The sequence below is a fragment of the Streptomyces sp. WY228 genome (assembly GCF_019287315.1).
Lineage (GTDB): Bacteria > Actinomycetota > Actinomycetes > Streptomycetales > Streptomycetaceae > Streptomyces > Streptomyces caviscabies.
Genome location: NZ_CP079114.1, coordinates 3,376,886 through 3,400,059, shown reverse-complemented (window position 1 = coordinate 3,400,059; position 23,174 = coordinate 3,376,886). Strand labels below are relative to the sequence as shown.

Sequence of the window (23,174 nt, the reverse complement as noted above, 5' to 3'; positions counted from 1 at the left end):
CCAGGGTTGGGAGAGTGACGGGCGAAGCACTCCGGGCGGCAACCAGTGCCCGCCCTTCGTCGACAGCACATGGGGGAATTTCATGAAGCGAACCTTCGTCGCCGGCGCCCTGGCCATCGCCTCGGCCGCCGCGACCTGTGTGGCCCTCGCGCCTACGGCGTCCGCCGCCGACGTGGGGGTGCAGGCCTGCGTGACCTCGACCCTGACGACGGGGTACCGGGGTTCCAGCACCATCCTCAGCAAGGCCAACAGCACCTGCGGCGACCTCAACCTCACCTACTCCAACGACTCCTCCTCCCGCGGCTACGACCGCTACGCCGGCCGCCTTCTCGGCTCCGGCGGCTGGTTCACCTGCGCCAAGGGCTACGTCCAGGCCTCCGACGGCAACCACAGCGTCAACGACTCCCGGTACTGGCTGTGCACCGACGTCAACAGCGGCACCAGGTTCGGGATAGCGAGCTACTACGACGGCCGTGACACGGTCCGGATCACCCACTGATCCAGCCCGCTGCCATCCGGAGGTGCCGTCGGCCTCGGCGGCACCTCCTACGCCGAAGCGAGCAGGGGAGAAGGAAGAGGATGGGTGTGAGAGACCGAGTGATCCTCCCGGCGATCCGTCGTCGGGCACAGCCACGACCTCGTCGCGCCGTCGTCGCCGCAGCGGCCCTGTGGGCCCTCACCGCCTGCTCGACGGCTGCCGGTTCGTCGGACTCGGCGACGTCATCCGCGTTGCCCACCGCGGACTCAGCGGCCCAGGTCACCCACGCGCTGCCGAAGGACCCCCTGACCATGCTCCTCCCGGCGACCGGTGCGGAAGCCCGCTGGACACAGGGGTTGGACACGTTCGGACAGCAGGTGGCGCACACCGCCATGGCCTCGTGCGCGTCAAAGGGCGGCTTCGACCTCCCCCAGGACGCCCCGCCGCCCGCGTTCATCCGCCTCTTCGAGCTGCCCGACCTGGACTTCATCGCCCGGCACGGCTTCAGCCACAGCGCCGAGGTTCCCCTGCCCGCGGCGCCCGCCGCCACGGGCCGCTCCGGCTCCCCCGACGAGGTGCGCCGCTGCCAGGATGAGGGCGCCGCCGCCGTCGGCGTACTGCGCGGGACCTACGCATCGCTCCAGGCCGCGTGGTTCAAGGAACTCGGCTCCCTGGACGACGACCCCGCGACGGTCGAGGCCTTGGCCGCCCTGCCCGACTGCCTCGCGGGCCACGACATCGAGGTCTCCGACGAAGACGGCTTCTTCCGCCACACCGACACTCGCCTGCAGTCCGTCGCCCCGGCCGACCTCCCGCGCGAGAACCGTGTCCTGGGCAGCGCCTACGCCGACTGCATGCGCCCGGTGGAGGCCGTCCGCGAACCGATCCGCGAACGGTTGCGCACCGACTTCCTCGCCGACCATGCCGCCGAGCTCGACAAGGTGCGCGAGACCCTGGTCCCGTCCCTCCGGGGCGCCGAGGAACAGCACGGTGTCCGCCTCTCCTTCCCCGCACCCTGACCGTCCCTCGGGAACCGGCCGAGCAGGGACGGGGTGCTGACGAGCGCCCCGTCGCCCCGGTGACGTTCCTGTTCGGCCGACCGCTCCTCCCGCAGAGCTGACCTCCGTGCGGTTCGGGCCCCCGGCCGCCGCCTGAGTGACCCGAAAAGGGATGCCCCGGGGGCTGCCGCCCTTGGCGCTTCGCCTCCGCTTGCATAGCGTCTCGTGTGTCAGCAAGCACCGGTATCAGCATCAGTACCGGTATCAGCACCAGCGTCAGCGCGAGAGAGGCCGTCCGTGCCGCACACCGTCCCGTCCCCGGACCCCGGAGCAGCCGACGCTGCTGAGCTCGCCGGGCGCGCCGCGCGTATCGAGGCCGCCCTCACCGCGCCCGGCGCGCCCTTCGCCGTGGTCATCGGTGAGCGGGGCACGCCGGAGTACGCCGACGGGCCCCGTACGCTGCGGGAGTTCGTCGAGACCACCTGGGCCTACGGGGACGCGCCGTTCCTGATCGCGGGGGAACGGACGTACAGCTACGGGGAGTTCTTCGCGGCCGCCTCCGCCCTCGCCGTACGCCTGCGGGAGCGGTACGGGCTGCGTTCCGGCGACCGGGCCGTGATCGCGATGCGGAACCATCCCGAGTGGCAGATCGCCTTCTGGGCCGCCCAGTTGGCCGGTCTCGTCGCCGTACCGCTGAACGCCTGGTGGACCGAGGAGGAGTTCGGTCACGCCCTCGACGACTGCGAGCCCGGGGTGCTCCTCGTGGACGGGGAGCGGCTGGGGCGGGTCGCCGGCTGGGCCCGGCGTACCGGGGCGTACGTCGTTCTCTTCCACGGTGCGGGGCGGACGGCGGAGGGCCTGCGCCTCGATCGGTACGAGGAGTTCCCCGCACCCGATCCGCTCGCCGCGCCGCCCGACGTGGAGCCCCGGCCCGAGGACGACGCCACGATCCTCTACACCTCCGGCACCACCGGCCGCCCCAAGGGCGCGGTGGCCACCCAGCTCGCCCAGGCCGGGGCCGCGCTCAACCCCCGTTACCACGCGGCGGCTTCCGCGCTGGCACGCGGCGTCATCCCGGGGCAGGGGCCCGCGCCGGTCTCGCTGATGACGTTCCCGTTCTTCCACGTCGCCGCGTTCACCGGGTTCTACGCCGCGATGGCGGCCGGCGGCGCCCTCGTCCTGATGCACAAGTGGGACGCGGACGAGGCGCTGCGGCTGATCCGTACGCACCGCGTCACCCACTTCTCCGGCGTGCCCGCCACCGGGCTCCAGCTGCTGGAGGCCGCGGAGCGGGCGGGCGACGGGGACGCTCTGGGCGGCCTCGGCCTGTTCAGCACCGGGGGAGCCGCGCCGCCGCCCGCCCTGGTCGCCCGGCTCACCGCCCGCTACGGGACCCGCGTCGAGCCCCGCAACGGCTACGGCCTCACCGAGACCAGCGGCGGGGTCCTCGCGCACTTCGGCGACGAGTACCGCGCGGAGCCCGGCGGCGCGGGGCGGCCCACCCCGGTCACGGAGACGCGCATCGCCGGGCCGTCGGGCGATGAGCTGCCCGACGGGGAGGCGGGGGAGCTGTGGCTGCGCGGCCAGTCGCTGTTCCGCGGCTACTGGCGCGACGCGGCGGCGACCGAGGAGGCCTTCGCCGACGGCGGCTGGTTCCGTACGGGAGACCTCGCCGTACGGAGCGAGGGGCGGATCTCCGTCGTCGACCGGATCAAGGACGTGGTGATCCGGGGCGGCGAGAACGTGTCCTGCGTCGAGGTCGAGGGCGTCCTGCACGACCACCCCGACGTGGCCGACGCCGCCGTCCTCGGCATCCCGCACCCGGTGCTGGGGGAGGAGGTGGCGGCCGTCGTCCGGCCGCGCGCCGGGGCCGTGGTCACCGCCGAGGACCTGCGCGAGCACGTCGGCGGGAGGCTTGCCGCCTTCAAGGCGCCCGCGCGGGTGCTGTTCACCGAGGAGCCGCTCCCGCGCAACGCCACCGGGAAGCTCCTCAAGCACCGGCTCCGGGCCCTGCTGGAGACCGCCGCGCCCCTCACGGGCGCGTGACCCGTACCCGGTAGTTCCCGTCGTCGTCCTCGTCCAGCACGGATATCCGTACGCCGTTGGCCCGGTCGGTGAACGTCTGGCCGGGGCGGAACGGGGCGTCCGACAGTTCCGCGTGCACGTTGGGGCGCCGGGTGCAGCCGCCGCTGTCCTCCGTGGCGTCGGCGACGGAGACCGGGCCCTGGCCGGTGTCCACGTCCGAGCTGACCTTGTAGATCAGCACCCCGGGCCGGCAGACCGCCTCGTCGTTGCCCCCGGCCGTACGGACCTCCACGGCGTAGCCGGACTGGGCGCTCAGCGGGACGAAGGCGAGCTTGGTGCCGCCCTCGGTGGCCAGCGGGCCGAGCGTGTGCTCGCTGACGCCGGACTGCGAGGCGCAGCTGATCTGTTCGTTGTCGAGCCAGCCGAGCTTCCACTTGTGCCAGGCCAGGAAGTCGTTGTTGGCGCCCCAGTCCTCGGACATGATGTCCCAGTGCCCGACCGAGCCGCCGCCCTCCATCGTGTAGAGGTCGGGCAGCCCGAAGACGTGGCCGTTCTCGTGCGGCAGGACGCGGTAGCCGGTCTCGGCGTACGACCCCGACCCGTCGTCCTGGCGGCTGTAGACGAACGAGGTGTTGGCGAGCGGTACGCCGTCCGCCTCCGGGGCCTCGTCGTTGCCGGAGAAGGTCACCGAGAGCACGGTGTCCAGCGCGGAGGGGCCGGCGTTCGGGCTGACCAGGATGTTGACCAGGTCGTACTCCGAGAAGTCGACCCGGGGGTCGGCGGCCGCCACGATGTCCTTCACCAGCTGGCGGTAGCCCGGCTCGAACGGTGAGCCGCGCTCTATCCCGTACTCCGTGAACGCCATCGGCATCCGCAGCCAGTCCTTGACGGGGGCCTCCGGCCGGTAGACGAGCCGGCCGTAGGAGCTGGTCCTGAACCAGTCGGAGGTCTGCGGGAAGAACTCCGCGTACCGGTCCGTCGCGGGCTCCGTGCCCTCCGCGTCCGGGAAGTCGATCATCAGGTTGAGCGCTCTGATCTCGCCGGTCGACCGGGTGTAGCCGGGCGGGGTGGGCAGGCCCTCGGACATCTGGACGCCCATGGTGGCGGAGATCCGGCACGGGGCGAGCGCGGAGTCCTGGGCGGTGGCCGCCGGGCCCGCCGAGGCGCGGCCGGTGGTCGGCAGGGTGGTGCTGGCCGAGGCCATGGCCGCTATGACCAGCGCGGTCGCTCCGGCCAGGGCGACCGGGCGGCGGTGTCTGCGTATCCGGTGGCGGGGCTGCTGCATAGAGGCGCCTTCGGGGTCCGCGGCAGTCGGCCGACCCCTGACTGCGCTCTGGCGATCAGCCTGTGCCGGGCGGTCCGGGGCCGCTCGCTGGGTGCGCCGATCGGTGGGTTTTCCCTCCGGGGTGATGTGACTCAGGTCACATTGAGGTGGGAAATAAGCGGGGATCCTCTCCCCGTTTGCATACGTGTCCCCGCTAAACGGGGAAACGGTCCCCGGTTACGCGCAGGGGCTGACCGGCTACACAGAGGGAAGGAACGGCATCGTCGTGAAGACCGTCGCCGAGAACACCGCACCGGCCGCACAGTGCCGCACGGTCCGTCCGCGGGCCGACGCGCTGCGCAACCGTGAGCGGATCGTCGCGGCCGCACGCGAGCTGTTCGTCGAGTTCGGGCCGGACGTGGCCCTGGACGACGTCGCCCGCCGGGCGGGCGTCGGCAACGCCACGCTCTACCGGAACTTCCCCGACCGGGCCGCCCTCACCCATGAGGTCGTCCTCGCGGTCACCTCCCGCACCACCCGGAAGGCCGAAGAGGCCGTCGCCGCGGAGTCCGACCCGTTCGCCGCGCTCAGCCGCTTCGTCCACGCGGCCGCCGACGAACGGATCGGCGCGCTGTGCCCGATGCTCTCCGGCGTCTTCGACAAGGACCACCCCGAACTGCTCGCCGAGCGCAGGCGCCTCGAAGAGGCTGTCGAAGGGCTCGTGGCGCGCGCCATGTCCGCGGGGCGACTGCGTACCGACATCGCCGTCGGTGACGTACTCGTCGCCCTCTCCCAGCTCACCCGGCCGCTCCCCGGCATCGCCTGCCAGGGAATCGACCGGTTCACCCACCGCCATCTGCAGTTGTTCCTGGACGGCCTGGAGACCCCGGCCCGCTCGGAGCTGCCCGGATCGGCGGCGACCTTGGAGGACCTGCGGCGCCCCTGACGCCCGCACCGACCTGAGCCTTCCGGGCGGCATGTCACCGCCCCCGTACACCTAGTCGTTCCCTTCCGTCACGCCGGCACGTCCACGTCGGCACGTCCACGCCGGCACGTCCACGTCGGCACCTCCCACTTCATCCGTCGCGCGTACACCAGCACGTACCGCCGACGCCCACTTCGCGACGCCTCGGCGCCCTCGCACGTCCTTAGGTGGCTACACCCATGCCAAAAACAGCCGGTCTGTCCCGCGCGGCAGACGCCTCCCTTCCCGATCCGAGCCGCTGGAAAGCCCTCGCCTTCATCGCGCTCGCGCAGCTGATGGTCGTCCTCGACGCGACCATCGTGAACATCGCGCTGCCCTCCGCCCAGACCGACCTCGGCATCTCCGACGGCAACAAGCAGTGGGTCATCACCGCCTACGCCCTCGCCTTCGGCGGGCTCCTCCTCTTCGGCGGCCGGATCGCCGACCTCTGGGGCCGTAAGCGCACCTTCGTCGTCGGTCTGATCGGCTTCGCCCTGGCCTCCGCGCTCGGCGGGGCGGCCCAGAACGAGGCGATGATGTTCGGCTCCCGGGCCCTCCAGGGTGTCTTCGGCGCGCTGCTCGCCCCGGCCGCCCTGTCCCTGCTCGCCGTGATGTTCACCGACGCCAAGGAGCGGGCCAAGGCCTTCGGCATCTACGGGGCCATCGCCGGTGGTGGTGGCGCGGTCGGGCTGATCCTCGGCGGCTTCCTCACCGAGTACCTGAACTGGCGCTGGACCTTCTTCGTCAACATCCCGTTCGCCATCGTCGCCGCCGCGGGTGCGTACTTCGTCATCCGTGAGCCCTCCGGCGCCCGCAACCGCGCGCCGCTGGACATCCCCGGCGTCGTGCTCTCCACGCTCGGCCTGGTCGCCCTGGTGTACGGCTTCACCCGCGCCGAGTCGGCCGGCTGGTCGGACGCGCTGACCGTCTCCATGTTCATCGCCGCCGCCGTGCTGCTGCTGGCCTTCGTGGTCACCGAGGCGCGCGTGAAGTCGCCGCTGCTGCCGCTGCGCGTCCTCACCGAGCGCAACCGCGGCGGGGTCTACCTCTCGCTGGGTCTCGCCATCATCGCGATGTTCGGGCTGTTCCTCTTCCTGACCTACTACCTCCAGGTCGTGAAGGGCTACTCCCCGGTCAAGACCGGCTTCGCGTTCATGCCGATGATCGTGGGCATGATCACCGGCTCCACCCAGATCGGCACCCGGCTGATGACCCGGGTCCCGCCGCGTCTGCTGATGGGCCCCGGATTCCTGGTCGCCGCGGTCGGCATGCTGCTGCTGACCCAGCTGGACCTGAACACCAGCTACGCGGCCGTGATCCTGCCCGGCATGCTGCTGCTCGGCCTCGGTATGGGTACGGCGTTCATGCCGGCGATGTCCCTGGCCACGCACGGCATCGAGCCGCGTGACGCGGGCGTGGCCTCCGCGATGGTCAACACCTCGCAGCAGGTCGGCGGCGCCATCGGTACCGCTCTGCTGAACACCATCGCCGCGAGCGCCACCACCGCGTACGTCGCCGATCACGCGGCCCGCGCCACGGACCCGCAGCTCCTGGAGCTCCAGGCCATGGTCAGCGGTTTCGCCGCCGCGATCTGGTGGGCGGTCGGCATCCTCGTCGCCGCGGCCGCCATCGCGATGACGCTCATCAACACCGGCCGCCCCGGAACGGGTGCGAGCGGTGGGGCGGACAGCGCGTCCGGCGCGGGCGCCGAGGAGGAGTTCAAGATTCCGGTCGTCGCCCACTGACGGCGACCGCCGCTCCCCCCGGCCCTGCCCGGGCTTCCTGCCCGGCCTTCCTGCCCTGGTTCCGCTCGGCGAACGCTCAGCGGAGCCAGGGCAGGTCCGCGTCCGCGCCCTCCGGCTCCAGGCCGGTCGCGAGCACCCGCATGATCTCCCCGAGGCTGCTCACCTGCTCGGGCGTGAGCCGGTCGAACATCGCCTGCCGTACGGCTTCGACATGGCCCGGCGCCGAGCGGCGGAGCATCTCGTAGCCGTCGTCGGTGAGCACCGCGTTCTGGCCGCGCTTGTCGGAGGGGCAGTCCTCGCGGCGCACCCAGCCGTTCTTCTCCAGCCGGGCGATGGCGTGCGAGAGCCGGGAACGGGTGATCTTCGCGTCCCGGGCCAGCTCCGTCATCCGCATCCGGCGGCGCGGGGCCTGTGAGAGCTGGACGAGCAGTCCGTAATAGATGTGCGGCATGCCGGCATCGCGCTGCAACTGGCGGTCGAGGTGATCCTCCAGCAACGTGGTGGCATGCCGATAAGCGCGCCAGGCGTGCTGCTCCTCGTCGGTGAGCCAGCGCGGCGCGCCGGTGGGTGCCGTGGTCATGTACTCCACTGTACGACCTTTTCTTGAAAGTTTAACTAGATAGGGCTAAGGTCTCCGAAGGTAGGAACTTGAAGCTTCAAGGATCCTGCCGAGGAGGTTCCCGAAAAGGGATCCTGCGTGGATCCGCAACGATTCCGCAGGACCCCTGAACAACGATCCCCCGGATGACCTCGGGAAACTCCTGCTCGGACGAGTTCGTGACCGGAACCAGTGCCCTGTGCATCCAACGCGGTGCCCGGTGCCCCGGGTTCCGCGTCCAGTGGATGGGGAGTGCCATGACAGCCACCGCGGAGCGGATGCCCGCCCTCTACCTCTCGCACGGCGCACCGCCGCTGGCCGACGATCCCGTCTGGCCCGGCGAACTCGCCGCCTGGTCCGCGGGGCTGCCCCGCCCGCGGGCGATCCTGATGGTCTCCGCCCACTGGGAGGAGGCGCCGCTCGCGCTGGGCGCCACCGAGCCGGTGCCGCTCGTGTACGACTTCTGGGGCTTCCCCGAGCACTATTACGCGGTGCGGTACGGGGCCCCCGGCGCGCCGCAGCTCGCCGACAGCGTCCGCAAGCTGCTGCGCGGCGCCGGTACGCCGGTCCAGGACATCCCGGACCGCGGCCTGGACCACGGGGCGTACGTACCGCTGGTGGAGATGTTCCCGGAGGCCGACATCCCCGTAATCCAGATCTCCATGCCGACGCTCGACCCGCAGAAGCTGATGGAGATCGGGCGCAAACTCGCCCCTCTGCGCGACGAGGGCGTGCTGATCGTCGGCAGCGGCTTCTTCACCCACAACCTGGCCGCCCTGCGGCACCAGGGCGGCGGGGTGCCCGGCTGGTCGGCGGAGTTCGACGACTGGGGCGACCGCGCGCTGCGGGCCCAGGACATCGACGCGCTGCTCGACTTCGAGCACACGTCCCCGGCCGGGAAGCTGGCCCACCCGCGCACCGAGCACTTCGCGCCGCTGTTCGTGACGCTGGGCGCGGCGGAGGACGAGCTGGACCGGGGGCGGAGCGTCATCGACGGGTTCTGGATGGGGCTGGCGAAGCGGTCGGTGCAGTTCGGCTGAGGGACCGGAGGGCGTCGGCCGGCCGGTTCAGCCGAACACCGGCGGGTTCAGCTCGATCGCGCGCCGGGCGGCGGAGAACGCGAGCGCGTCGCCCACGTCCAGTGCCGTATCGGTGAACTTGATGGTGTGGTCGTCGCCGTGCGCCGCGGCCCGGGCGAACAGCTCTCCGGCGTCCGGAGCGGCCCCGGCCGACGCCGGTACGGGGGCCGCCTCGCGGGGCGCGTAGGCGGCGGTGACCGCCGCGCTCGCCGCCCAGGCGGCCCGCAGGCTCGGCGCCCACAGCTCGCGGGGCAGGGCCGGCAGGGTGCGCAGGACCGCGTTGGGCGCGGTCGCCGCGTGGACCAGCATGATCGGCTCGCCGTGCGCGTGGGTCGCGTACCGGTGCGTCGAGGCGCGGACCAGCTCCCGCAACGCGGACCGGGCCGCTTCGGCGGAGGCGAGCTCCGGGCCGAAGCGCACCGGACCGGCGGACTCCGGGCCGACGGGCTCGCGGTGGGCGGGCTCCGGGCCGGCGGGCCGCGGACCGGCGGACTCCCGCCCCGGCTGGGCCGGCCACTCCGGAAACCCGGTCAGCTGCGCGAACCGTTCCCGGATGCCGCCGCTCTGCTCGGGCACCAGCGGCACCAGGTCCAGGGCCGCCGCCGCGCTCGGCGCCGGGCCCAGCGGTGTCAGGGCGGGCAGCGGCTGGTGCCGGGCGGCCCAGTAGCCGAGCGCGTGGGCCAGCTCCCGGACACGCGGGGCGGTCTCCTCGCCGGTCAGCAGGGTCCGTACGGAGTGGCCCACCCGGATCACCGGATGCGTGGCGCCCGCCGCGATGCCCGGCAGCAGCCGGGGCCACCACGCGGCGAGCACGTCACGCCAGGGCGCCCGGGCCGTCTCCCGCTCGAAGTACACCGTCCAGTCGGCGACGCGGCGCGGGTCGCCCAGCGCCTCGTGCCAGTTCCGGCCGGTCACCGGGGCGCCGGCGACCGGCATCTCCTCCAGCTTCGGGCCGTAACGGTCCAGCCAGCGGTGCACGGCCGACGCCTGGCCGTGCCGGACCAGGGCCTCCACGGCCATCGGCGCGTGATTGCTGAGCCAGCCGTCGCGCTCCGGCCCCGAGACGTGGATGCGCTCCAGCGCCTCGTCGAGGGTGCCCGTGGTGTCGTCCATGCCGATCACGCTCCCGTGGTGTCAGTGCGGTCCGTAGCGGCGCGGCTCGTGCGGTCGGCGCGGTCCGTGCGGCTCGTGCCGATCACGCTAGGCGTGCCCCGCCCGGGGCGGATCGGGCTGCGGTCCCGGTCGGTCCGGGACCGCGGTCCCGATCCGACCGGCCGCGGCGGTCGGCCGCGGTGCCGGCCGGATCGGTCGGAGGTCCTAGGACCGGGCCGCCCGGCACATCGCGGACACCCTGAGCAACCCGAACGGAGCCCGGCACGTCTTGCACGGCGGGAGCGCGGCCCACCTGGACCCGGGGCCGGGACCGGGTCGGCCGAGCGGGGGAGAGGCGGGCGTGAAGGTGAGCGCGGTCTCATGGGAACACTGATTTCGGGTATCCGGCCGGAGAGCCGGAAAGCGGCCGGATCGCCCCCCGGCACCGGCTCTGACCTGCGCTTCCGGCGAAAGCCGGAAGCCGCATCCGGCGGTCGGCGGCGGACAGGGTACTGCATGATCACGAAAATGAATGTGTGGCATGGGAATTCTGTCCGGATTCCAGTCGTTGTTTCCATCGGATGCAGGGCACCCGAAAGGGTGTCGCGACCTACTCAGCAAGGGAGCACGCATGGCAACCCGTGCCGTCGCCCGTCGTACGTCCACCACCACCGGTGGGACCGGCAGGGCAAGCAGTGTTCGCGCCGGGGGCGGGGAAATCGCCGACCGCGACCTGGTCGGCATGTACCTGGACGAGATCGCCCGCACACCGCTGCTCGACGCCGCCAAGGAAGTCGACCTCTCGCAGACCATCGAGGCGGGCGTCTACGCCCAGCAGATCCTCGACGGCGAGGTGGAGAGCGCCGCCGGTGACGCGAAGCGTGAGGAGCTGGAGGCGCTGGTCGCCGAGGGCGAGCGCGCCAAGGACATATTCATCCGTTCCAACCTCCGGCTCGTCGTCGCCGTGGCCCGCCGCTACCCGCGCGCGGGGCTCCCTCTGCTCGACCTGATCCAGGAGGGCAACGCGGGCCTGGTCCGCGCGGTCGAGAAGTTCGACTACGCCAAGGGCTTCAAGTTCTCCACGTACGCGACGTGGTGGATCCGGCAGGCCATCACCCGCTCCATCGCCGACCAGTCCCGTACGATCCGGCTCCCCGTCCACCTGGTGGAGGAGCTCGGCCGGATCCGCCGGGTGCAGCGCGAGTTCAACCGTGAGCACGGGCGCGACCCGGAGCACGAGGAGATCGCCGCCGAGCTCGACTCCAACGCCGAGCGCGTGGGCAATGTCCTGGACTGGGCCCGTGACCCGGTCAGTCTGAACATGTCCGTCGACGACGACGGCGACACCCAGTTCGGCGACCTGCTGGAGGACACCTCCGCCGTCTCGCCCGAGCAGTCGGTGATGACTCTGCTCCGCAGCGAGGAGCTGGACGACCTGATCGGCAAGCTCGACAACAGGACCGCCTCGATCATCAAGATGCGGTACGGCATCGAGGACGGGCGCGAGCGGACCCTGACCGAAGTGGGCAAGCAGCACGGCCTCACCCGGGAGCGGATCCGCCAGATAGAGAAGCACGCACTGCTCGAATTGAAGCGAATGGCTCACGACACGGGCTTTGACGCTGCGGCGTGAGCCAATAACCCGTAATCTCCCCATCAAGCCGGTTCGCACCGGCTGACCGACCGGGTCATTCCGGTCACCCGACCGGTTTTTCGCCGGTCCCCGAGCTGAGCCCCGGCGCCCACCCCCCCCGGCGTCGGGGCTCATCCCTGTTCCGGGCCGGAAGGATCGCGCCGGTCCCCGGGCCGGGCGGCGCGGGTCAGCCGGGCGCCGAGACTCTCCAGGTACGCCACCAGTTCCGGCGGCTCCGTCACGGAGAACTCGCAGTCCACCAACGCCAGCCGCAGCGCCACCCACTCCAGCGAATCGGTGCACGAGGTCCGCAGCCGGCAGCCGCCCTCCCCGTCCGGCTCCGGCGCCCCGAGATGCGCGGGCAGCCGCGCCGCCACGAACTCCGCCGACCCGCCGAACCACACATCGATCCACAGCTCCGGCTTCATCCGCCGCATCGACCGGGCCAGGAACCTCGCCGCGTCCCCGCTCCCCGCATCGCTCCCCGCGCCCTCCACGGGCAGTGGTCGCGGGGCGAACCGGGCCCCGGTCGCGTACGGCTCACCGACCCGGTCCACCCGGAACGTACGCCAGTCCTCCCGGTCCAGGTCGTACGCCACCAGATACCAGCGCTGCCCGGTGCTCACCAGCCGGTACGGCTCGACCTGCCGCTTCGTCCGGGTGCCGTCGCCGCTGCGGTACGCGAACCTCAGCCGCTCCCGCCCGGTGGCCGCCGAAGCCAGCGTCGTCAGGGTCCGCGGGTCGATGGTCGAGCCGTCGCCCCGGGTCAGCGGCACGGTGGCGTTCTGGAGCGCGGAGACCCGGTGCCGCAGTCGCGAGGGAAGCACCTGCTCCAGCTTCGCCAGCGCCCGTACGGAGGCCTCGTCGACGCCCTCGATCGCGTGCCCGGCCCCGGCCCGCAGCCCCACCGCGATGGCCACCGCCTCCTCGTCGTCCAGCAGCAGGGGCGGCATGGCGGCGCCCGCCACCAGGCGATAGCCGCCCACCGAGCCGCGCGAGGCCTCGACCGGGTAGCCCAGGTCGCGCAGCCGGTCGACATCGCGGCGGATCGTGCGCGGGCTGACGTCGAGCCGCTCGGCCAGCTCGCCGCCCGGCCACTCGCGCGGGGTCTGGAGGAGCGAGAGCAGTTTCAGCAGTCGTGCGGGAGTGTCGGACATGGCTTCAGGGTGCCGGACCATCAGGTCATGGTCTGACCTAATGGCCGCCTAGGTTCTTGCCATGCCTTCTTCCGCACCTCCGCCTCCCACGGCGTCGCACCTCGCACCGCCCACCGCGTCCGCCCCGCCCGTCCCGCCGGTACAAGTGAAGACACCGGTCGCACCCGGGTCCGCCCCGGCCGACCGGCGTCGCTGGTTCGCGCTGGCCATCGTGATGACCGCGGCCTTCATGGACCTGGTCGACGTCACGATCGTCAACATCGCGATCCCCAGCATCCAGCGCGAGACGGGGGCGTCGGTCTCCGCGATCCAGTGGATCACCGCCGGTTACGCCCTCGCGTTCGCGGCCGGGCTGATCACAGGCGGCCGGCTCGGCGACATCTACGGGCGCAAGCGGCTCTTCCTCATCGGCATCGGCGGATTCACGCTCGCCTCCGCCCTCTGCGGTTTCGCGGGCAGCCCCGAGATACTGGTCGCCGCCCGCATCCTCCAGGGCGCCACGGCGGCCCTGATGGTGCCGCAGGTCCTCTCGATCGTGCACGCCACCTTCCCGGCCCACGAGCGCGGCAAGGTCTTCGGACTGTTCGGCGCGATCGTCGGGCTCGGCGCGGTCTCCGGCCCGCTGCTGGGCGCGCTGCTCACCGAATGGGACCTCTTCGGGCTCGGCTGGCGGCCGATCTTCCTGATCAATCTGCCCGTCGGCATCGCCGGTCTGCTCCTCGGCGCGAAGTTCATCACCGAGTCCAAGGCCCCCAAGGCGGTCCGCCTCGACCTGCTCGGCGTCGCCCTGATCACCCTGGCGATGCTGATGCTCATCTACCCGCTCACCCGGGGGCACGAGCTGGGCTGGCCGGTCTGGGGCCATCTGTCGATGGTGGGCAGTCTGTTCGTCTTCGGGGCGCTGGCCCTGAACCAGCGGCAGAAGACGCTGGCCAACGGCTCGCCGCTGATCGAGATGTCCCTGTTCCGGGTCAAGAGCTTCGCCGCGGGCATCGCCGTGCAGCTGACCTTCGGCGTCGGCCTCGGCATCTTCTTCCTGGTGTGGACCATGTACATGCAGATGGGTCTCGGCTGGAGCGTGCTGCGCGCCGGTACGACGGGCATCCCGTTCTCCGTCGCCGTCTCGGTGGCCGCCGGGATCTCCGTACAGAAGCTGGTGCCCCGCTTCGGCCGCAAGGTCCTTCAGGCCGGCGCGCTTCTCATGATCGCCGGACTGCTGATCTACCTCTGGGAGAGCGAGCACTACGGCATGGGCATCACGTCCTGGCAGATGGCCGTCCCGCTGGTGGTCATGGGCACGGGGATGGGGCTGATCGTGGCTCCGCTGACCGACGCGGTGCTCTCCGAGGTGCCCAAGGAGCACGCCGGTTCGGCGTCCGGGCTGATCAACACCGTGCAGCAGATGGGGACGGCGCTCGGCCTCGGCCTGGTGTCCGTCGTCTTCTTCGGGGCGATCGGCGACCGGCTGGCCCCGGAGGCGGTCAGTCCGGCGTTCGTCGACGCGTTCCAGCAGTCGCTGTGGTGGGTGGCCGGGGTGCTCTCGGTGATCTTCCTGGTGATGTTCGCCCTGCCCGCCCGCCCGCGCGTGCACGTGGAGGGCGACGCGAACTGACCGCTGCGGGCGGTGGGTCTGGGCGGGAGATGCGGTTCAGCCGATCCGGGGCGAGAGCTCCGGTTCAGCAGATCCGGGTGCGGCTCTCCATCGCCGTGCGGGCGGTGTGCTCGTCCTCGTACACCTCGCACATGTGGCGGCCGTCGGGCGTCGCCGTGTGCTCGACCTCCCACAGGCTCGTCTCGCTGCCGTCCAGCAGCAGGAACGCGTGCTCGTAGAGCGTGAATCCGGCCGTCCGGCCGTCGACGTCGCACTGCCGCCCGAAGATCTGGGTGATGTGGTGGGCGAAGGCGGACCGGAGCAGCCGTGCCTTCCGCTCGCCCGGCCGGTCGGCGTTCTCCGCGCGGCGCAGCACCCGGCGGGCGTGGTCCGCGGAGTTGTCCGGAGCGTACGTCCGGGGGAGCGGGGCCGGCGGGGCGGACATCAGGACCGTCAGCATCTCCAGATCCCCTTGCGCCTCCTGCATCCCCTCGTCGCCGAAGACCGGGGAGTCGGAGAGGCTTCCGGCCAGCCGGGACGCGGCGATACGGGCGTCGCCCTCCTGGTCGTACAGCTCGTGCCGACGAGGAGCCCGCACATCCCGCCCTCCGCTGTGCACCAGCTCCCACAGCGTCAGGGCGGAGCCGTCGGCGAGGAGATACGTGTGACGGTAGGTCTCGCGGTGCAGCACGGCACTGTGGTGCGACGAGTACAGCGAACTGCTGTGGGCGAGCGCGGTGCCGAGCCGGTCGACCGTACTGTCGGGAAGGTCGAAGGAGTTGAGGGCGCGTCGCAGGAGTCGGTCGAGGTGGTGCTCGGTTGTCTCGTACGGATCGCTCAAGGTGGTGTCTCCAGGCCGTCGCCGCGTGTTACTTGATGCGTGCTTAACGTAGTCCCTGGGTCCGACATCGTGACCGGGGTTGGTAAAAACGTAGGGCGCACGCAGAAAGTTCCCCGAGTGTTCCCGGTGCATTTCGGGCGCTTGGGGTGAACTCCCGGGCGCGGAGGGAGAGTCGGCCGCCCGTGCGCCCCTCTCTCGCGCCGCGCGCCCCCCTCGGATTCTGCCCCTCGGATCAGGCCCGGCCGCCGTACAGCTCCGTGTACGAGAGGAGCCTGCCGCCCGGCCCCTCGGTGCTCCGGGCCGCGCGCACCGCCTTCACGACGGCCCGCGCCAGGACGTCGGCGCCCGCCGCCAGGATCTCGTTGACGGCGACCGGATCACCCGGCGCCACCGGCACCCGCCCGGTGGCCAGGGTGAACACGGTGTCCCCGTCGGTCAGCAGATGCACCGGGCGCACCGCGCGTGCCAGGCCGTCGTGCGCGGTGCCCGCCAGCTTCTGGGCCTGCGCCCGGGTCAGGTCCGCGTCCGTGGCGACGACCGCGATCGTCGTGTTGAACGGCGGAACCCCGCCCCCGGCCTCCTCCGCCGCCATCCGCTCCCGGGCGAGACGCCGCTCCGCCGCCGCGTGGACCTCGGCCGGAGGATGCGCCGGAGGCTCCCCGGCGCCGTACTCCCCGAACAGCACCCCGGTCCGGGGGTCGACCACCGAGCCCGCCGCGTTCACCACGACGAGGGCGGCCACCGTGACCCCGGAGGCGAGGCGGGTGCTCGCCGTACCGATGCCGCCCTTCAGCTGCCCGGCCACCGCGCCGGTACCCGCGCCCACGCCACCCTCGGCGACCGGCTCCCCGGACCCCGTGGCGGCCGCGGCCTCCACCGCCGCGCGGCCGGTCGACGCGTCGGGCCGGGCGCGCCAGTCGCCGCCCCGGCCGAGGTCGAAGAGGGCGGCGGCCGGAACGACCGGGACCACCTGGGTGGGGCCCGCGCCGACCCGGACGCCCCGGCCCCGCTCCTCCAGCCAGGCCATCACCCCGGACGCGGCGTCCAGTCCGTACGCACTGCCGCCCGTGAGGACGACGGCGTCGACCCGCTGGACCAGATTCCGCGGATCCAGTGCGTCCGTCTCCCGCGTACCCGGCCCGCCGCCCCGTACGTCCACGGCGGCCACGGCCCCGCCCTCGGGCGCCAGAACGACGGTCGTACCGCTCAACGCGCCTGCTCCGGCGACCTCGGCGTGGCCGACGCGGATCCCGGCCACATCGGTCAGCGCGTCCAGCAGGGGCGGGTGAGCGGGGGTCCTGTCCTCGCGGGTCATGTGCGGCTCCTCCGGTCGGGATCGGGGCCCGCCGGGGGCACGGGCCGATGCGCCTCGAACGTACCGGCGGGCCGGGAGCGGTGCGCAAGGCCCCGCGCGAGCAGGGCGCCCGGACCCGGACCGGGCAAGGCGACCCTTGCGGGCCCGGACCCGGACCGGCAAGGAGACCCTTGCGACTGTCCGGGCGACCCGCTCACCCTCCCATCCCCTAAAACGGGTTCAATCGGCCTAAACAGCCCTACGGTGGCCGGGTGACCGAGCCCTCAGAAGCCACCGCAGCAGCCGAGCCCCACGCCCTCGACGGCGCTGCGGCCACGCCCCCCGCCGCGACCGGCCCCCGGTCCGTCACCACCCGCGCCACGCTCGTCGGAGCGGCGGTATCCGCCCTGCTGATCCTCGCGATCGTGCTCGGCAGCCGGATGCTCCGCAACTTCGACTCGGCCCTCCTCCCCTATGCCGTGGCCACGGTCTTCCTCGCCTTCGGCGTCGCCTACCGGTACACCGTCTGGATCTCCGCCCCCGGCGCCCGACGCCTCTTCAAACAGGGCTTGCGCAGCTTCTTCTCGCTGGACAACTTCCGCCGGGCGCCCACCGCCCTGCCGAAGATGATCGCCACCTATCTCGGCTTCCAGAAGTTCCTCGGCGCCCGCTCCCACGCCCGCTGGGCCGCCCACCAGCTGATCTTCTGGGGCTGCATCCTCGCCGCCCTGATCACCTTCCCGCTCACCTGGGGCTGGTTCACCTTCACCTCCGGCAGCGGCTCGGGCCCCGGCTACGAGATGCGGATCTGGGGCTTCAAGGTCCTCGGCTTCGACTCCCTCAACCTTCTCGGCTGGCTGATGTTCCACGGCCTGGACATCGCCGCCGTCCTCGTCATCCCCGGCGCCTCGTACTTCCTGTGGCGCCGGATGAAGGACCGCGGCGCCATCACCGGCCAGCGCTTCGCCTACGACCTGGTGCCGTTGATCGCGCTCATCGTCATCTCCGTGACCGGCCTGCTGCTCACCTTCTCCTCGGTCTTCCTGCACGGCGGCGGTTATCAGTTCCTGGCGATCCTGCACATGGTGTCGGTGGTCTTCACCCTCATCTACATCCCGTTCGGAAAGTTCTTCCACATCGTCCAGCGCCCGGCCGCGGTCGGCATGCAGCTGTTCAAGTACACCGGCCGCAAGGACGACGAGGTGTTCGCCTGCCGCCGCTGCGAGGAACCCATCGACACCGGGCCCTACGTGGAGAACCTGCGCGGCACCATGCGCGACCTCCGGCTCGACTTCGACGCCTGGGCCGAGTACTGCCCGCGCTGCAAGCGAGTGCTGCGCGGCAGCGCCTACCTCTCCCATGTGAAGAAGGGCTTCAAGTGACCGCAGATCCGCGAGCTGCTGCCGACCGCCGCACCTTCATCCCCCTGGACCCCTCCCTCGCCCCACCCGGCACCCGCGCCTTCCGGGACGCCGGCGGCATCCCGGCCGACCAGTGGCACGCCGACCAGAACGGCGAGACGCTCGTACCGACCCACTGCTGCTTCTGCGGCGTCCAGTGCGGGATGTATCTGCGCGTGGACCACGGCGGCAAGGTCTTCGGCGTCGAACCCCGCAACCACGACATCAACCGGATGCGGCTCTGCCCCAAGGGCATCAACGCCTATCAGCAGGTCAACCACCCCGACCGGCTGACCGCCCCGCTGATGCGCCGCTCCCGCGACGAGGAGTTCCGCGAGGTCTCCTGGGACGAGGCGCTCGACTTCACCGTCTCCGAGATCAGGCGCATCCAGCAGACGCACGGCAACGACGCCTTCGGGCTCCTCGGCGGGGCCAGCCTGTTCTCCGAGAAGACCTATCTGGTGGGCAAGTTCGCCCGGGTCGCGCTCAAGACCCGGCACGTCGACTACAACGGCCGCCTCTGCATGGTCAGCGCCGCGGGCGCCAACAAGCTGGCCTTCGGCATCGACCGGGCCGGCAACCCCTTCTCCGACATCCTCCTCACCGACTGTCTGCTCATCGCCGGCTCCAACGTCGGCGAGTGCTTCCCCGTGATGACCCAGTACGTCTGGGGAGCCCGGGACCGCGGGGCGAGCCTCATCGTCGTCGACCCGCGCGAGACCGCCATCGCCCGGACCGCCGACATCCACGTCGCCCTCAAGCCCGGCACCGACTCCGCCTTCTTCACCTCCGTCCTGCACGTCGTCATCGAGGAAGGGCTCACCGACGAGAGCTATCTCGCCGCCCACGCCACCGGCTGGGAGGAGGTCAAGGCCAAGGCCGCCGAATACCCGCCCTCCCGCGCCGCCGCGATCTGCGGCATCCCCGCCGAGCAGATCGTCCAGGTCGCCCGGGCCTTCGCCCGCGCGCCCAAGGCCATGGCCTGGCACGCCCGGGGCATCGAACACCACTCGCAGGGCGTCGAGAACTGCCTCTCCGTGATCAACCTCTGCACCGCCACCGGCCACATCGGCAGGCCCGGCGCCGGCTACGGCACCATCACCGGCCAGGGCAACGGGCAGGGCGGCCGTGAACACGGCCAGAAGTCCGACCTCCTTCCCGGCGGACGCTCCATCATGAACGAGGAGCACCGCCGCCAGATCTGCGAGATCTGGGGCATCGAGGAGTCCGAACTCCCGCCCGCCGGGACCTCCATGATGGAAATGGTCTGGCAGATGCAGCGCCGCGAGATCCGCGGCCTGATCGGCATCTGCAACAACCCCTTCGTCTCCCTGCCCAACTACCGGGTGGTCAAGGAGGGGTACGACGCCACCGAGTTCCACGCCCAATTCGACTTCTTCCTCTCCGAGACCGCCGCCAACGCCCATGTCGTCTTCCCCGTCACCACCTGGGCCGAGGACGAAGGGGTGATGGCCAACGCGGAAGCCCGCGTGGTCAAGCACAACAAGGCCCAGGACCCGCCCCCCGGCGTCCGCACCGACACCTGGGCGATCTGCGAACTCGCCCGACGGCTCGGCGCGGGCGACAAGTTCGACTTCCCCGACTCCCGGTCGGTCTTCGACGAGCTGCGCGTCGCCTCCGCCGGGACCGTCAACGACTACTACGGCATCACCTACGAACGGCTGGAGGAGACGGGCGGCATCGCCTGGCCCTGCCCCACCGCCGACCACCCCGGCACCCCCCGGCTCTTCGAGGACGGGAAGACCTACCACCCCGACGGCAAGATCCACCTCCAGGTCGTCGAATGGCACCCGCCGATGGACCCGTACGACGACGAGCACCCCATGTCGCTCACCACCGGCCGCACCGTCGCCCACTTCCTCTCCGGCAACCAGACCCGCAGGCTCGGCGCCCTCGTCGAACAGACCCCGCGCCCCTGGGCCGAGATCCACCCCTCCCACGGCTTCCGCAACGGCGAACCCGTCCGCGTCGTCACCCGGCGCGGCAGCGAGGTCTTCCCCGCCCTGGTCACCGAGGCGATCCGGCCCGACACCGTGTTCGTCCCGTACCACTGGCCCGTCCCCACCGCGGCCAACGCCCTCACCATCGACGCCCTCGACCCCCGGTCCAAGATCCCCGAGTACAAGGTGTGCGCCTGCCGCATCGAGCACGCCGAGCGGATCGACGAGGTCCCCGCCCCGCCGGTCGCCCCCGGCCATGTCGCCTACCCGGAGACCCAGGTCTCCCGTACCGACCCGCTGCCTCCCACGGCCCCACAGGGCCGTGGGACCTCGGAGAGGAGCTGATCCCCATGATGGGCAGAACGATCTTCATCGACCCGGGGCGCTGCATCGGCTGCCAGGCCTGTGTCTCTGCCTGCCGCGAATGCGACTCGCACCGCGGTAAATCGATGATCCACCTCGACTACACCGACGAGGGCCAGTCCGTCGCCTCCCTCCCGACCGTCTGCATGCACTGCGAGGACCCGGTCGCCCCGTGCGCCGAGGTCTGCCCCGCCGACGCGATCCTGGTGACCGCCGACGGTGTGGTGCAGCAGGCCGACACCACCCGCTGCATCGGCTGCTCCAACTGCGTCAACGCCTGTCCCTTCGGCGTACCGAAGATCGACCTCCAGGCGAAGCTCCAGATGAAGTGCAACCTCTGCTACGACCGCACCGCCTACGGCCTCGCCCCCATGTGCGCCACCGTCTGCCCGACCGGAGCGCTCTTCTACGGAACCGTCGAGGAACTCCAGGCGGAGCGCCCCGGTGTCCAGGTCGCCGACACCTTCGTCTTCGGCGAGACCGAGGTCCGCACCGGTGTCGCCATGGTCGTCCCCGCCGAACGGGTCCAGTGGCCGGTTCCCGGCGGTCTTCCCGTCGTCGAGATCAATGGGAAGGACGTCCGCCGATGAGCGTCACCGACCAGCAGCCGGCCGGCGAGCACCCCGCCGGGGGAGACCCGCGCGAGGCGCTCCAGGACCGGATCGCCGCCGACTCCCTCACCACCCGGCGGGACTACCTCCGGATCGTCACGACCGTCTCCGGCGGACTCGCCGTCGGCGGTATCGGCGTGGCGGCCGGCATCCTCCACCGGCACGGCGACGGCGAGGAGGGCAAGGCCCCCGAACCGAAGCGCATCGCCGGCGGGCTCCTGCCCGGCGAGTCGATCGCCTTCCGCTACCCGGGCGAGGAGGACCGGGCCGTCGCCGTCCGCCTCGACGACGGCACCCTCGTCGGCTACTCCGCCGTCTGCACCCACCTCGCCTGCGCCGTGCTCTGGCGCAAGGACCGGGGCAGCGAGGGCGAGCTGTACTGCCCGTGCCACGAGGGAGTCTTCGATGCCCGGTCCGGCGAGGTCACCGCCGGGCCACCGCCCCGAGGGCTGCCGAAGGTCGTGGTCATCGAGCAGGACGACGGAAGTGTCTGGGCCGTGGGCACCACCCGCTCCGGCGAGAGCGTCGAGGAAGGCCTCTGCCGCCAGCTCGGCGGCGAGCGCCCCGACCTCGCCACCCGTATCGGCTGCCCCGACATCGGCGGCGGAGCCGAATCCCCGCCCCGGGCCGCCGGGCCACGCGCCCGGAACCGGAGCACCGATGAACGGCCCGCACCCCGGGCCGGCGGCGCGGGGGATGCCGGCAGCCGTGTCTCCGGCCCCGGGCGCGGAGCCGCCGCCACGTCCGCCACTGCCGAGACCCCGGGCAGGCGGGCATGAGCGACACCCCGCACCCCGAGCAGCCGCTGCCGCCCCCGGGCAGCCACTACCCCGCCTACCACCCGGGCAGCGCGGACCCCGAGCTGAACCGGCCCGTCCACGAGCGCTATCCGCAGATCCGCCCCACCAGCGGATACGGGGACCCCCGCGTCCGGCACACCGGCCCGGGCCCCGGCGCGGGAACCGACCAGGACCCCGAGCGCTCCTCGAAGCTCACCGCCCGCCTCGCCCTGGCCATGACCGTCGTCATCGGCCAGCTCTGGGGGCTGACCGTCCTGATCGACGAGTGGATGGAGGGCAACACCGGCACGGCCTGGTGGGGGGCCGGCTTCCTCGGTCTGTCGTTCCTGGTCGTGCTCGGCCTGTGGCTGCTCGATCCGAAGGACCGCTGACGCCCGCCGCCCGGCTCCACGGCGGCTCACACCTCGTGGCGAGCCGCCGTACCCTGGAGACATGAGTGCCGCCCCCGCCCCCCGACCGCGTGATGCGAAGCAGCAGCCGCAGGAGCAGCCGCAGCAGGAACCGAAGCCCAAACCGGTTCTGATCTTCGACGATCCGCTGGACCGGCAGTCCGCGGACGATACGGACCAGGGGTGGGGCGAGCGGCCTCTCACCGGAGGCAGCGCCGCGGACCTCGCGCGCTTCCTGGACGAGAAGCCGCCCCACCACATCTGAGCGGTCGCCCGGAGGGCTACCGGTCCTCGACCGGGCCCGTGGCGCCCCCGCCGGTCACGCCGGGGCCCTCGCCCGTGTCCGGCCCGAGCCGACCGGGTGCGCCACCGGTGCGCTGGGCGACGAGCGCGTCGCGGATCTCCTTCAGCACCTCCAGCTCGCTCACCTCCATCGTCTCCTGCACACCTTCCTTGGCGGCCTGCATCGCCGCCCGCCGGGCCAGATACTTGGCCATCGGCAGCACCATCAGGAAGTACACGACGGCAGCGGTGATCAGGAAGCTGAGGGCGGCGCTGAGCACCGAGCCCCACAGGATCTCGATCCCGTCCATCTCCCCGGTCTTCGGGTCCGTCGTGCACGGGCCCTGGAGGCAGGAGCTGTAGTTGTCCAGGTCCTGGGTGCCGAACGCACCGACCAGGGGGTTGATGACGCCCTTGACGACCGCGTTCACGATGTTGGTGAACGCTGCGCCGATGACGACAGCCACCGCGAGGTCGATCACATTGCCGCGCGTCAGGAAGGCTTTGAAGCCCTCCAGCAGACTGACCTTCTTCTCGCTCACAGGTGAGCCTTCTTTCGCATGTGCGGTCGGGGGAGCAAACTGCTCCGCCACCTAAGGCGGGTGAAGG

At 71.9% G+C, this 23,174-nt stretch carries 21 protein-coding genes; 14 read left to right on the top strand and 7 right to left on the bottom strand.

The genetic code is table 11. The features are described 5' to 3' along the window. Nucleotides 1-82 precede the first annotated feature (82 nt). From KV381_RS14710 to KV381_RS14700, 3 genes are all read left to right on the top strand, one after another. Nucleotides 83-499 (top strand): hypothetical protein, encoded by a 417-nt coding sequence (locus KV381_RS14710; RefSeq protein WP_218785356.1) that lies wholly within the window; start codon nucleotides 83-85, stop codon nucleotides 497-499. An 86-nt stretch (nucleotides 500-585) separates the two neighbouring features. Beyond that, complete coding sequence (locus KV381_RS14705) at nucleotides 586-1,497, top strand: hypothetical protein (protein ID WP_234024551.1); 912 nt, start codon at nucleotides 586-588, stop codon at nucleotides 1,495-1,497. A 276-nt stretch (nucleotides 1,498-1,773) separates the two neighbouring features. Further along, entirely contained in the window at nucleotides 1,774-3,522 is a 1,749-nt protein-coding gene (locus tag KV381_RS14700) for a class I adenylate-forming enzyme family protein (protein ID WP_050504794.1), read from the top strand. Here KV381_RS14700 and KV381_RS14695 read toward each other — a convergent pair. After that, nucleotides 3,509-4,786 (bottom strand): M6 family metalloprotease domain-containing protein, encoded by a 1,278-nt coding sequence (locus KV381_RS14695; RefSeq protein ID WP_030078585.1) that lies wholly within the window; start codon nucleotides 4,784-4,786, stop codon nucleotides 3,509-3,511. The two genes, KV381_RS14700 and KV381_RS14695, sit on opposite strands and share 14 nt — an antisense overlap. Nucleotides 4,787-5,051: 265 nt before the next feature. On the opposite strand from KV381_RS14695, the gene KV381_RS14690 reads away from it, so the two are divergent. Together KV381_RS14690 and KV381_RS14685 are read left to right on the top strand one after the other, a co-directional pair. Further along, a complete protein-coding gene (locus tag KV381_RS14690; protein ID WP_030078583.1) occupies nucleotides 5,052-5,711 on the top strand; it encodes a TetR/AcrR family transcriptional regulator in 660 nt (219 codons plus the stop codon). Nucleotides 5,712-5,929: 218 nt separating this feature from the next. After that, nucleotides 5,930-7,474, top strand: coding sequence for an MFS transporter (locus KV381_RS14685; RefSeq protein ID WP_030078581.1), 1,545 nt, complete (start codon nucleotides 5,930-5,932; stop codon nucleotides 7,472-7,474). Nucleotides 7,475-7,550: 76 nt separating this feature from the next. Here the strand turns inward: KV381_RS14685 and KV381_RS14680 are convergent, their stop codons facing one another. Continuing rightward, nucleotides 7,551-8,063: a MarR family winged helix-turn-helix transcriptional regulator gene (locus KV381_RS14680; RefSeq protein ID WP_030078579.1), complete on the bottom strand. Its 513-nt coding sequence runs from the start codon at nucleotides 8,061-8,063 to the stop codon at nucleotides 7,551-7,553. A gap of 266 nt (nucleotides 8,064-8,329) precedes the next feature. On the opposite strand from KV381_RS14680, the gene KV381_RS14675 reads away from it, so the two are divergent. Further along, nucleotides 8,330-9,112, top strand: coding sequence for a dioxygenase (locus KV381_RS14675; protein WP_218785355.1), 783 nt, complete (start codon nucleotides 8,330-8,332; stop codon nucleotides 9,110-9,112). 27 nt (nucleotides 9,113-9,139) lie between these two features. Here KV381_RS14675 and KV381_RS14670 read toward each other — a convergent pair whose 3' ends face one another. After that, the gene (locus KV381_RS14670) at nucleotides 9,140-10,264 is read right to left on the bottom strand and encodes a questin oxidase family protein (RefSeq protein ID WP_030624756.1); all 1,125 of its coding nucleotides are present in this window, start codon (nucleotides 10,262-10,264) and stop codon (nucleotides 9,140-9,142) included. A 610-nt stretch (nucleotides 10,265-10,874) separates the two neighbouring features. On the opposite strand from KV381_RS14670, the gene KV381_RS14665 reads away from it, so the two are divergent. After that, on the top strand, nucleotides 10,875-11,876 hold the full coding sequence (locus KV381_RS14665; RefSeq protein WP_030078573.1) for an RNA polymerase sigma factor RpoD/SigA: 1,002 nt from the start codon (nucleotides 10,875-10,877) through the stop codon (nucleotides 11,874-11,876). Between the two features lie 131 nt (nucleotides 11,877-12,007). Here KV381_RS14665 and KV381_RS14660 read toward each other — a convergent pair whose 3' ends face one another. After that, nucleotides 12,008-13,033 (bottom strand): YafY family protein, encoded by a 1,026-nt coding sequence (locus KV381_RS14660; RefSeq protein ID WP_050504795.1) that lies wholly within the window; start codon nucleotides 13,031-13,033, stop codon nucleotides 12,008-12,010. Between the two features lie 61 nt (nucleotides 13,034-13,094). Here KV381_RS14660 and KV381_RS14655 point away from each other — a divergent pair, with 61 nt between their 5' ends. Continuing rightward, entirely contained in the window at nucleotides 13,095-14,645 is a 1,551-nt protein-coding gene (locus KV381_RS14655) for an MFS transporter (RefSeq protein WP_030624761.1), read from the top strand. 64 nt (nucleotides 14,646-14,709) lie between these two features. On the opposite strand, the gene KV381_RS14650 is transcribed toward KV381_RS14655, so the two are convergent. Next, a complete protein-coding gene (locus tag KV381_RS14650) occupies nucleotides 14,710-15,465 on the bottom strand; it encodes a DUF6227 family protein (protein ID WP_030624763.1) in 756 nt (251 codons plus the stop codon). 232 nt (nucleotides 15,466-15,697) lie between these two features. Beyond that, nucleotides 15,698-16,780: a P1 family peptidase gene (locus KV381_RS14645; protein ID WP_218785354.1), complete on the bottom strand. Its 1,083-nt coding sequence runs from the start codon at nucleotides 16,778-16,780 to the stop codon at nucleotides 15,698-15,700. 251 nt (nucleotides 16,781-17,031) lie between these two features. Here KV381_RS14645 and KV381_RS14640 point away from each other — a divergent pair, with 251 nt between their 5' ends. The 6 genes from KV381_RS14640 (at nucleotide 17,032) to KV381_RS14615 (ending at nucleotide 22,548) form a co-directional block, all read left to right on the top strand. Continuing rightward, nucleotides 17,032-18,141, top strand: a complete 1,110-nt coding sequence (locus KV381_RS14640) for an MFS transporter (RefSeq protein WP_218785353.1) — start codon at nucleotides 17,032-17,034, stop codon at nucleotides 18,139-18,141. Then, nucleotides 18,138-20,465: a molybdopterin oxidoreductase family protein gene (locus tag KV381_RS14635; protein ID WP_218785352.1), complete on the top strand. Its 2,328-nt coding sequence runs from the start codon at nucleotides 18,138-18,140 to the stop codon at nucleotides 20,463-20,465. The genes KV381_RS14640 and KV381_RS14635 overlap by 4 nt, the downstream gene beginning before the upstream one ends. A 5-nt stretch (nucleotides 20,466-20,470) precedes the next feature. Next, nucleotides 20,471-21,073, top strand: a complete 603-nt coding sequence (locus tag KV381_RS14630) for a 4Fe-4S dicluster domain-containing protein (RefSeq protein WP_010059620.1) — start codon at nucleotides 20,471-20,473, stop codon at nucleotides 21,071-21,073. Next, complete coding sequence (locus KV381_RS14625) at nucleotides 21,070-21,873, top strand: Rieske (2Fe-2S) protein (RefSeq protein WP_086777204.1); 804 nt, start codon at nucleotides 21,070-21,072, stop codon at nucleotides 21,871-21,873. The genes KV381_RS14630 and KV381_RS14625 overlap by 4 nt, the downstream gene beginning before the upstream one ends. Further along, nucleotides 21,870-22,265 (top strand): hypothetical protein, encoded by a 396-nt coding sequence (locus KV381_RS14620; RefSeq protein WP_030078555.1) that lies wholly within the window; start codon nucleotides 21,870-21,872, stop codon nucleotides 22,263-22,265. Before KV381_RS14625 ends, KV381_RS14620 begins: the two co-directional genes overlap by 4 nt. A gap of 61 nt (nucleotides 22,266-22,326) precedes the next feature. After that, the gene (locus tag KV381_RS14615) at nucleotides 22,327-22,548 is read left to right on the top strand and encodes a hypothetical protein (protein ID WP_086777205.1); all 222 of its coding nucleotides are present in this window, start codon (nucleotides 22,327-22,329) and stop codon (nucleotides 22,546-22,548) included. Between the two features lie 16 nt (nucleotides 22,549-22,564). Here KV381_RS14615 and KV381_RS14610 read toward each other — a convergent pair whose 3' ends face one another. Continuing rightward, nucleotides 22,565-23,107: an MscL family protein gene (locus KV381_RS14610; protein WP_030078551.1), complete on the bottom strand. Its 543-nt coding sequence runs from the start codon at nucleotides 23,105-23,107 to the stop codon at nucleotides 22,565-22,567. Nucleotides 23,108-23,174 lie beyond the last annotated feature (67 nt).

Bases quoted from the DNA above. Each gene is read 5' to 3' on its own strand.
- KV381_RS14710 (WP_218785356.1), top strand. From the start codon at position 83: ATGAAGCGAACCTTCGTCGCCGGCGCCCTGGCCATCGCCTCGGCCGCC.
- KV381_RS14695 (WP_030078585.1), bottom strand. From the start codon at position 4,786: ATGCAGCAGCCCCGCCACCGGATACGCAGACACCGCCGCCCGGTCGCC.
- KV381_RS14685 (WP_030078581.1), top strand. From the start codon at position 5,930: ATGCCAAAAACAGCCGGTCTGTCCCGCGCGGCAGACGCCTCCCTTCCC.
- KV381_RS14675 (WP_218785355.1), top strand. From the start codon at position 8,330: ATGACAGCCACCGCGGAGCGGATGCCCGCCCTCTACCTCTCGCACGGC.
- KV381_RS14670 (WP_030624756.1), bottom strand. From the start codon at position 10,264: ATGGACGACACCACGGGCACCCTCGACGAGGCGCTGGAGCGCATCCAC.
- KV381_RS14665 (WP_030078573.1), top strand. From the start codon at position 10,875: ATGGCAACCCGTGCCGTCGCCCGTCGTACGTCCACCACCACCGGTGGG.
- KV381_RS14660 (WP_050504795.1), bottom strand. From the start codon at position 13,033: ATGTCCGACACTCCCGCACGACTGCTGAAACTGCTCTCGCTCCTCCAG.
- KV381_RS14655 (WP_030624761.1), top strand. From the start codon at position 13,095: ATGCCTTCTTCCGCACCTCCGCCTCCCACGGCGTCGCACCTCGCACCG.
- KV381_RS14645 (WP_218785354.1), bottom strand. From the start codon at position 16,780: ATGACCCGCGAGGACAGGACCCCCGCTCACCCGCCCCTGCTGGACGCG.
- KV381_RS14630 (WP_010059620.1), top strand. From the start codon at position 20,471: ATGATGGGCAGAACGATCTTCATCGACCCGGGGCGCTGCATCGGCTGC.
- KV381_RS14625 (WP_086777204.1), top strand. From the start codon at position 21,070: ATGAGCGTCACCGACCAGCAGCCGGCCGGCGAGCACCCCGCCGGGGGA.
- KV381_RS14620 (WP_030078555.1), top strand. From the start codon at position 21,870: ATGAGCGACACCCCGCACCCCGAGCAGCCGCTGCCGCCCCCGGGCAGC.
- KV381_RS14615 (WP_086777205.1), top strand. From the start codon at position 22,327: ATGAGTGCCGCCCCCGCCCCCCGACCGCGTGATGCGAAGCAGCAGCCG.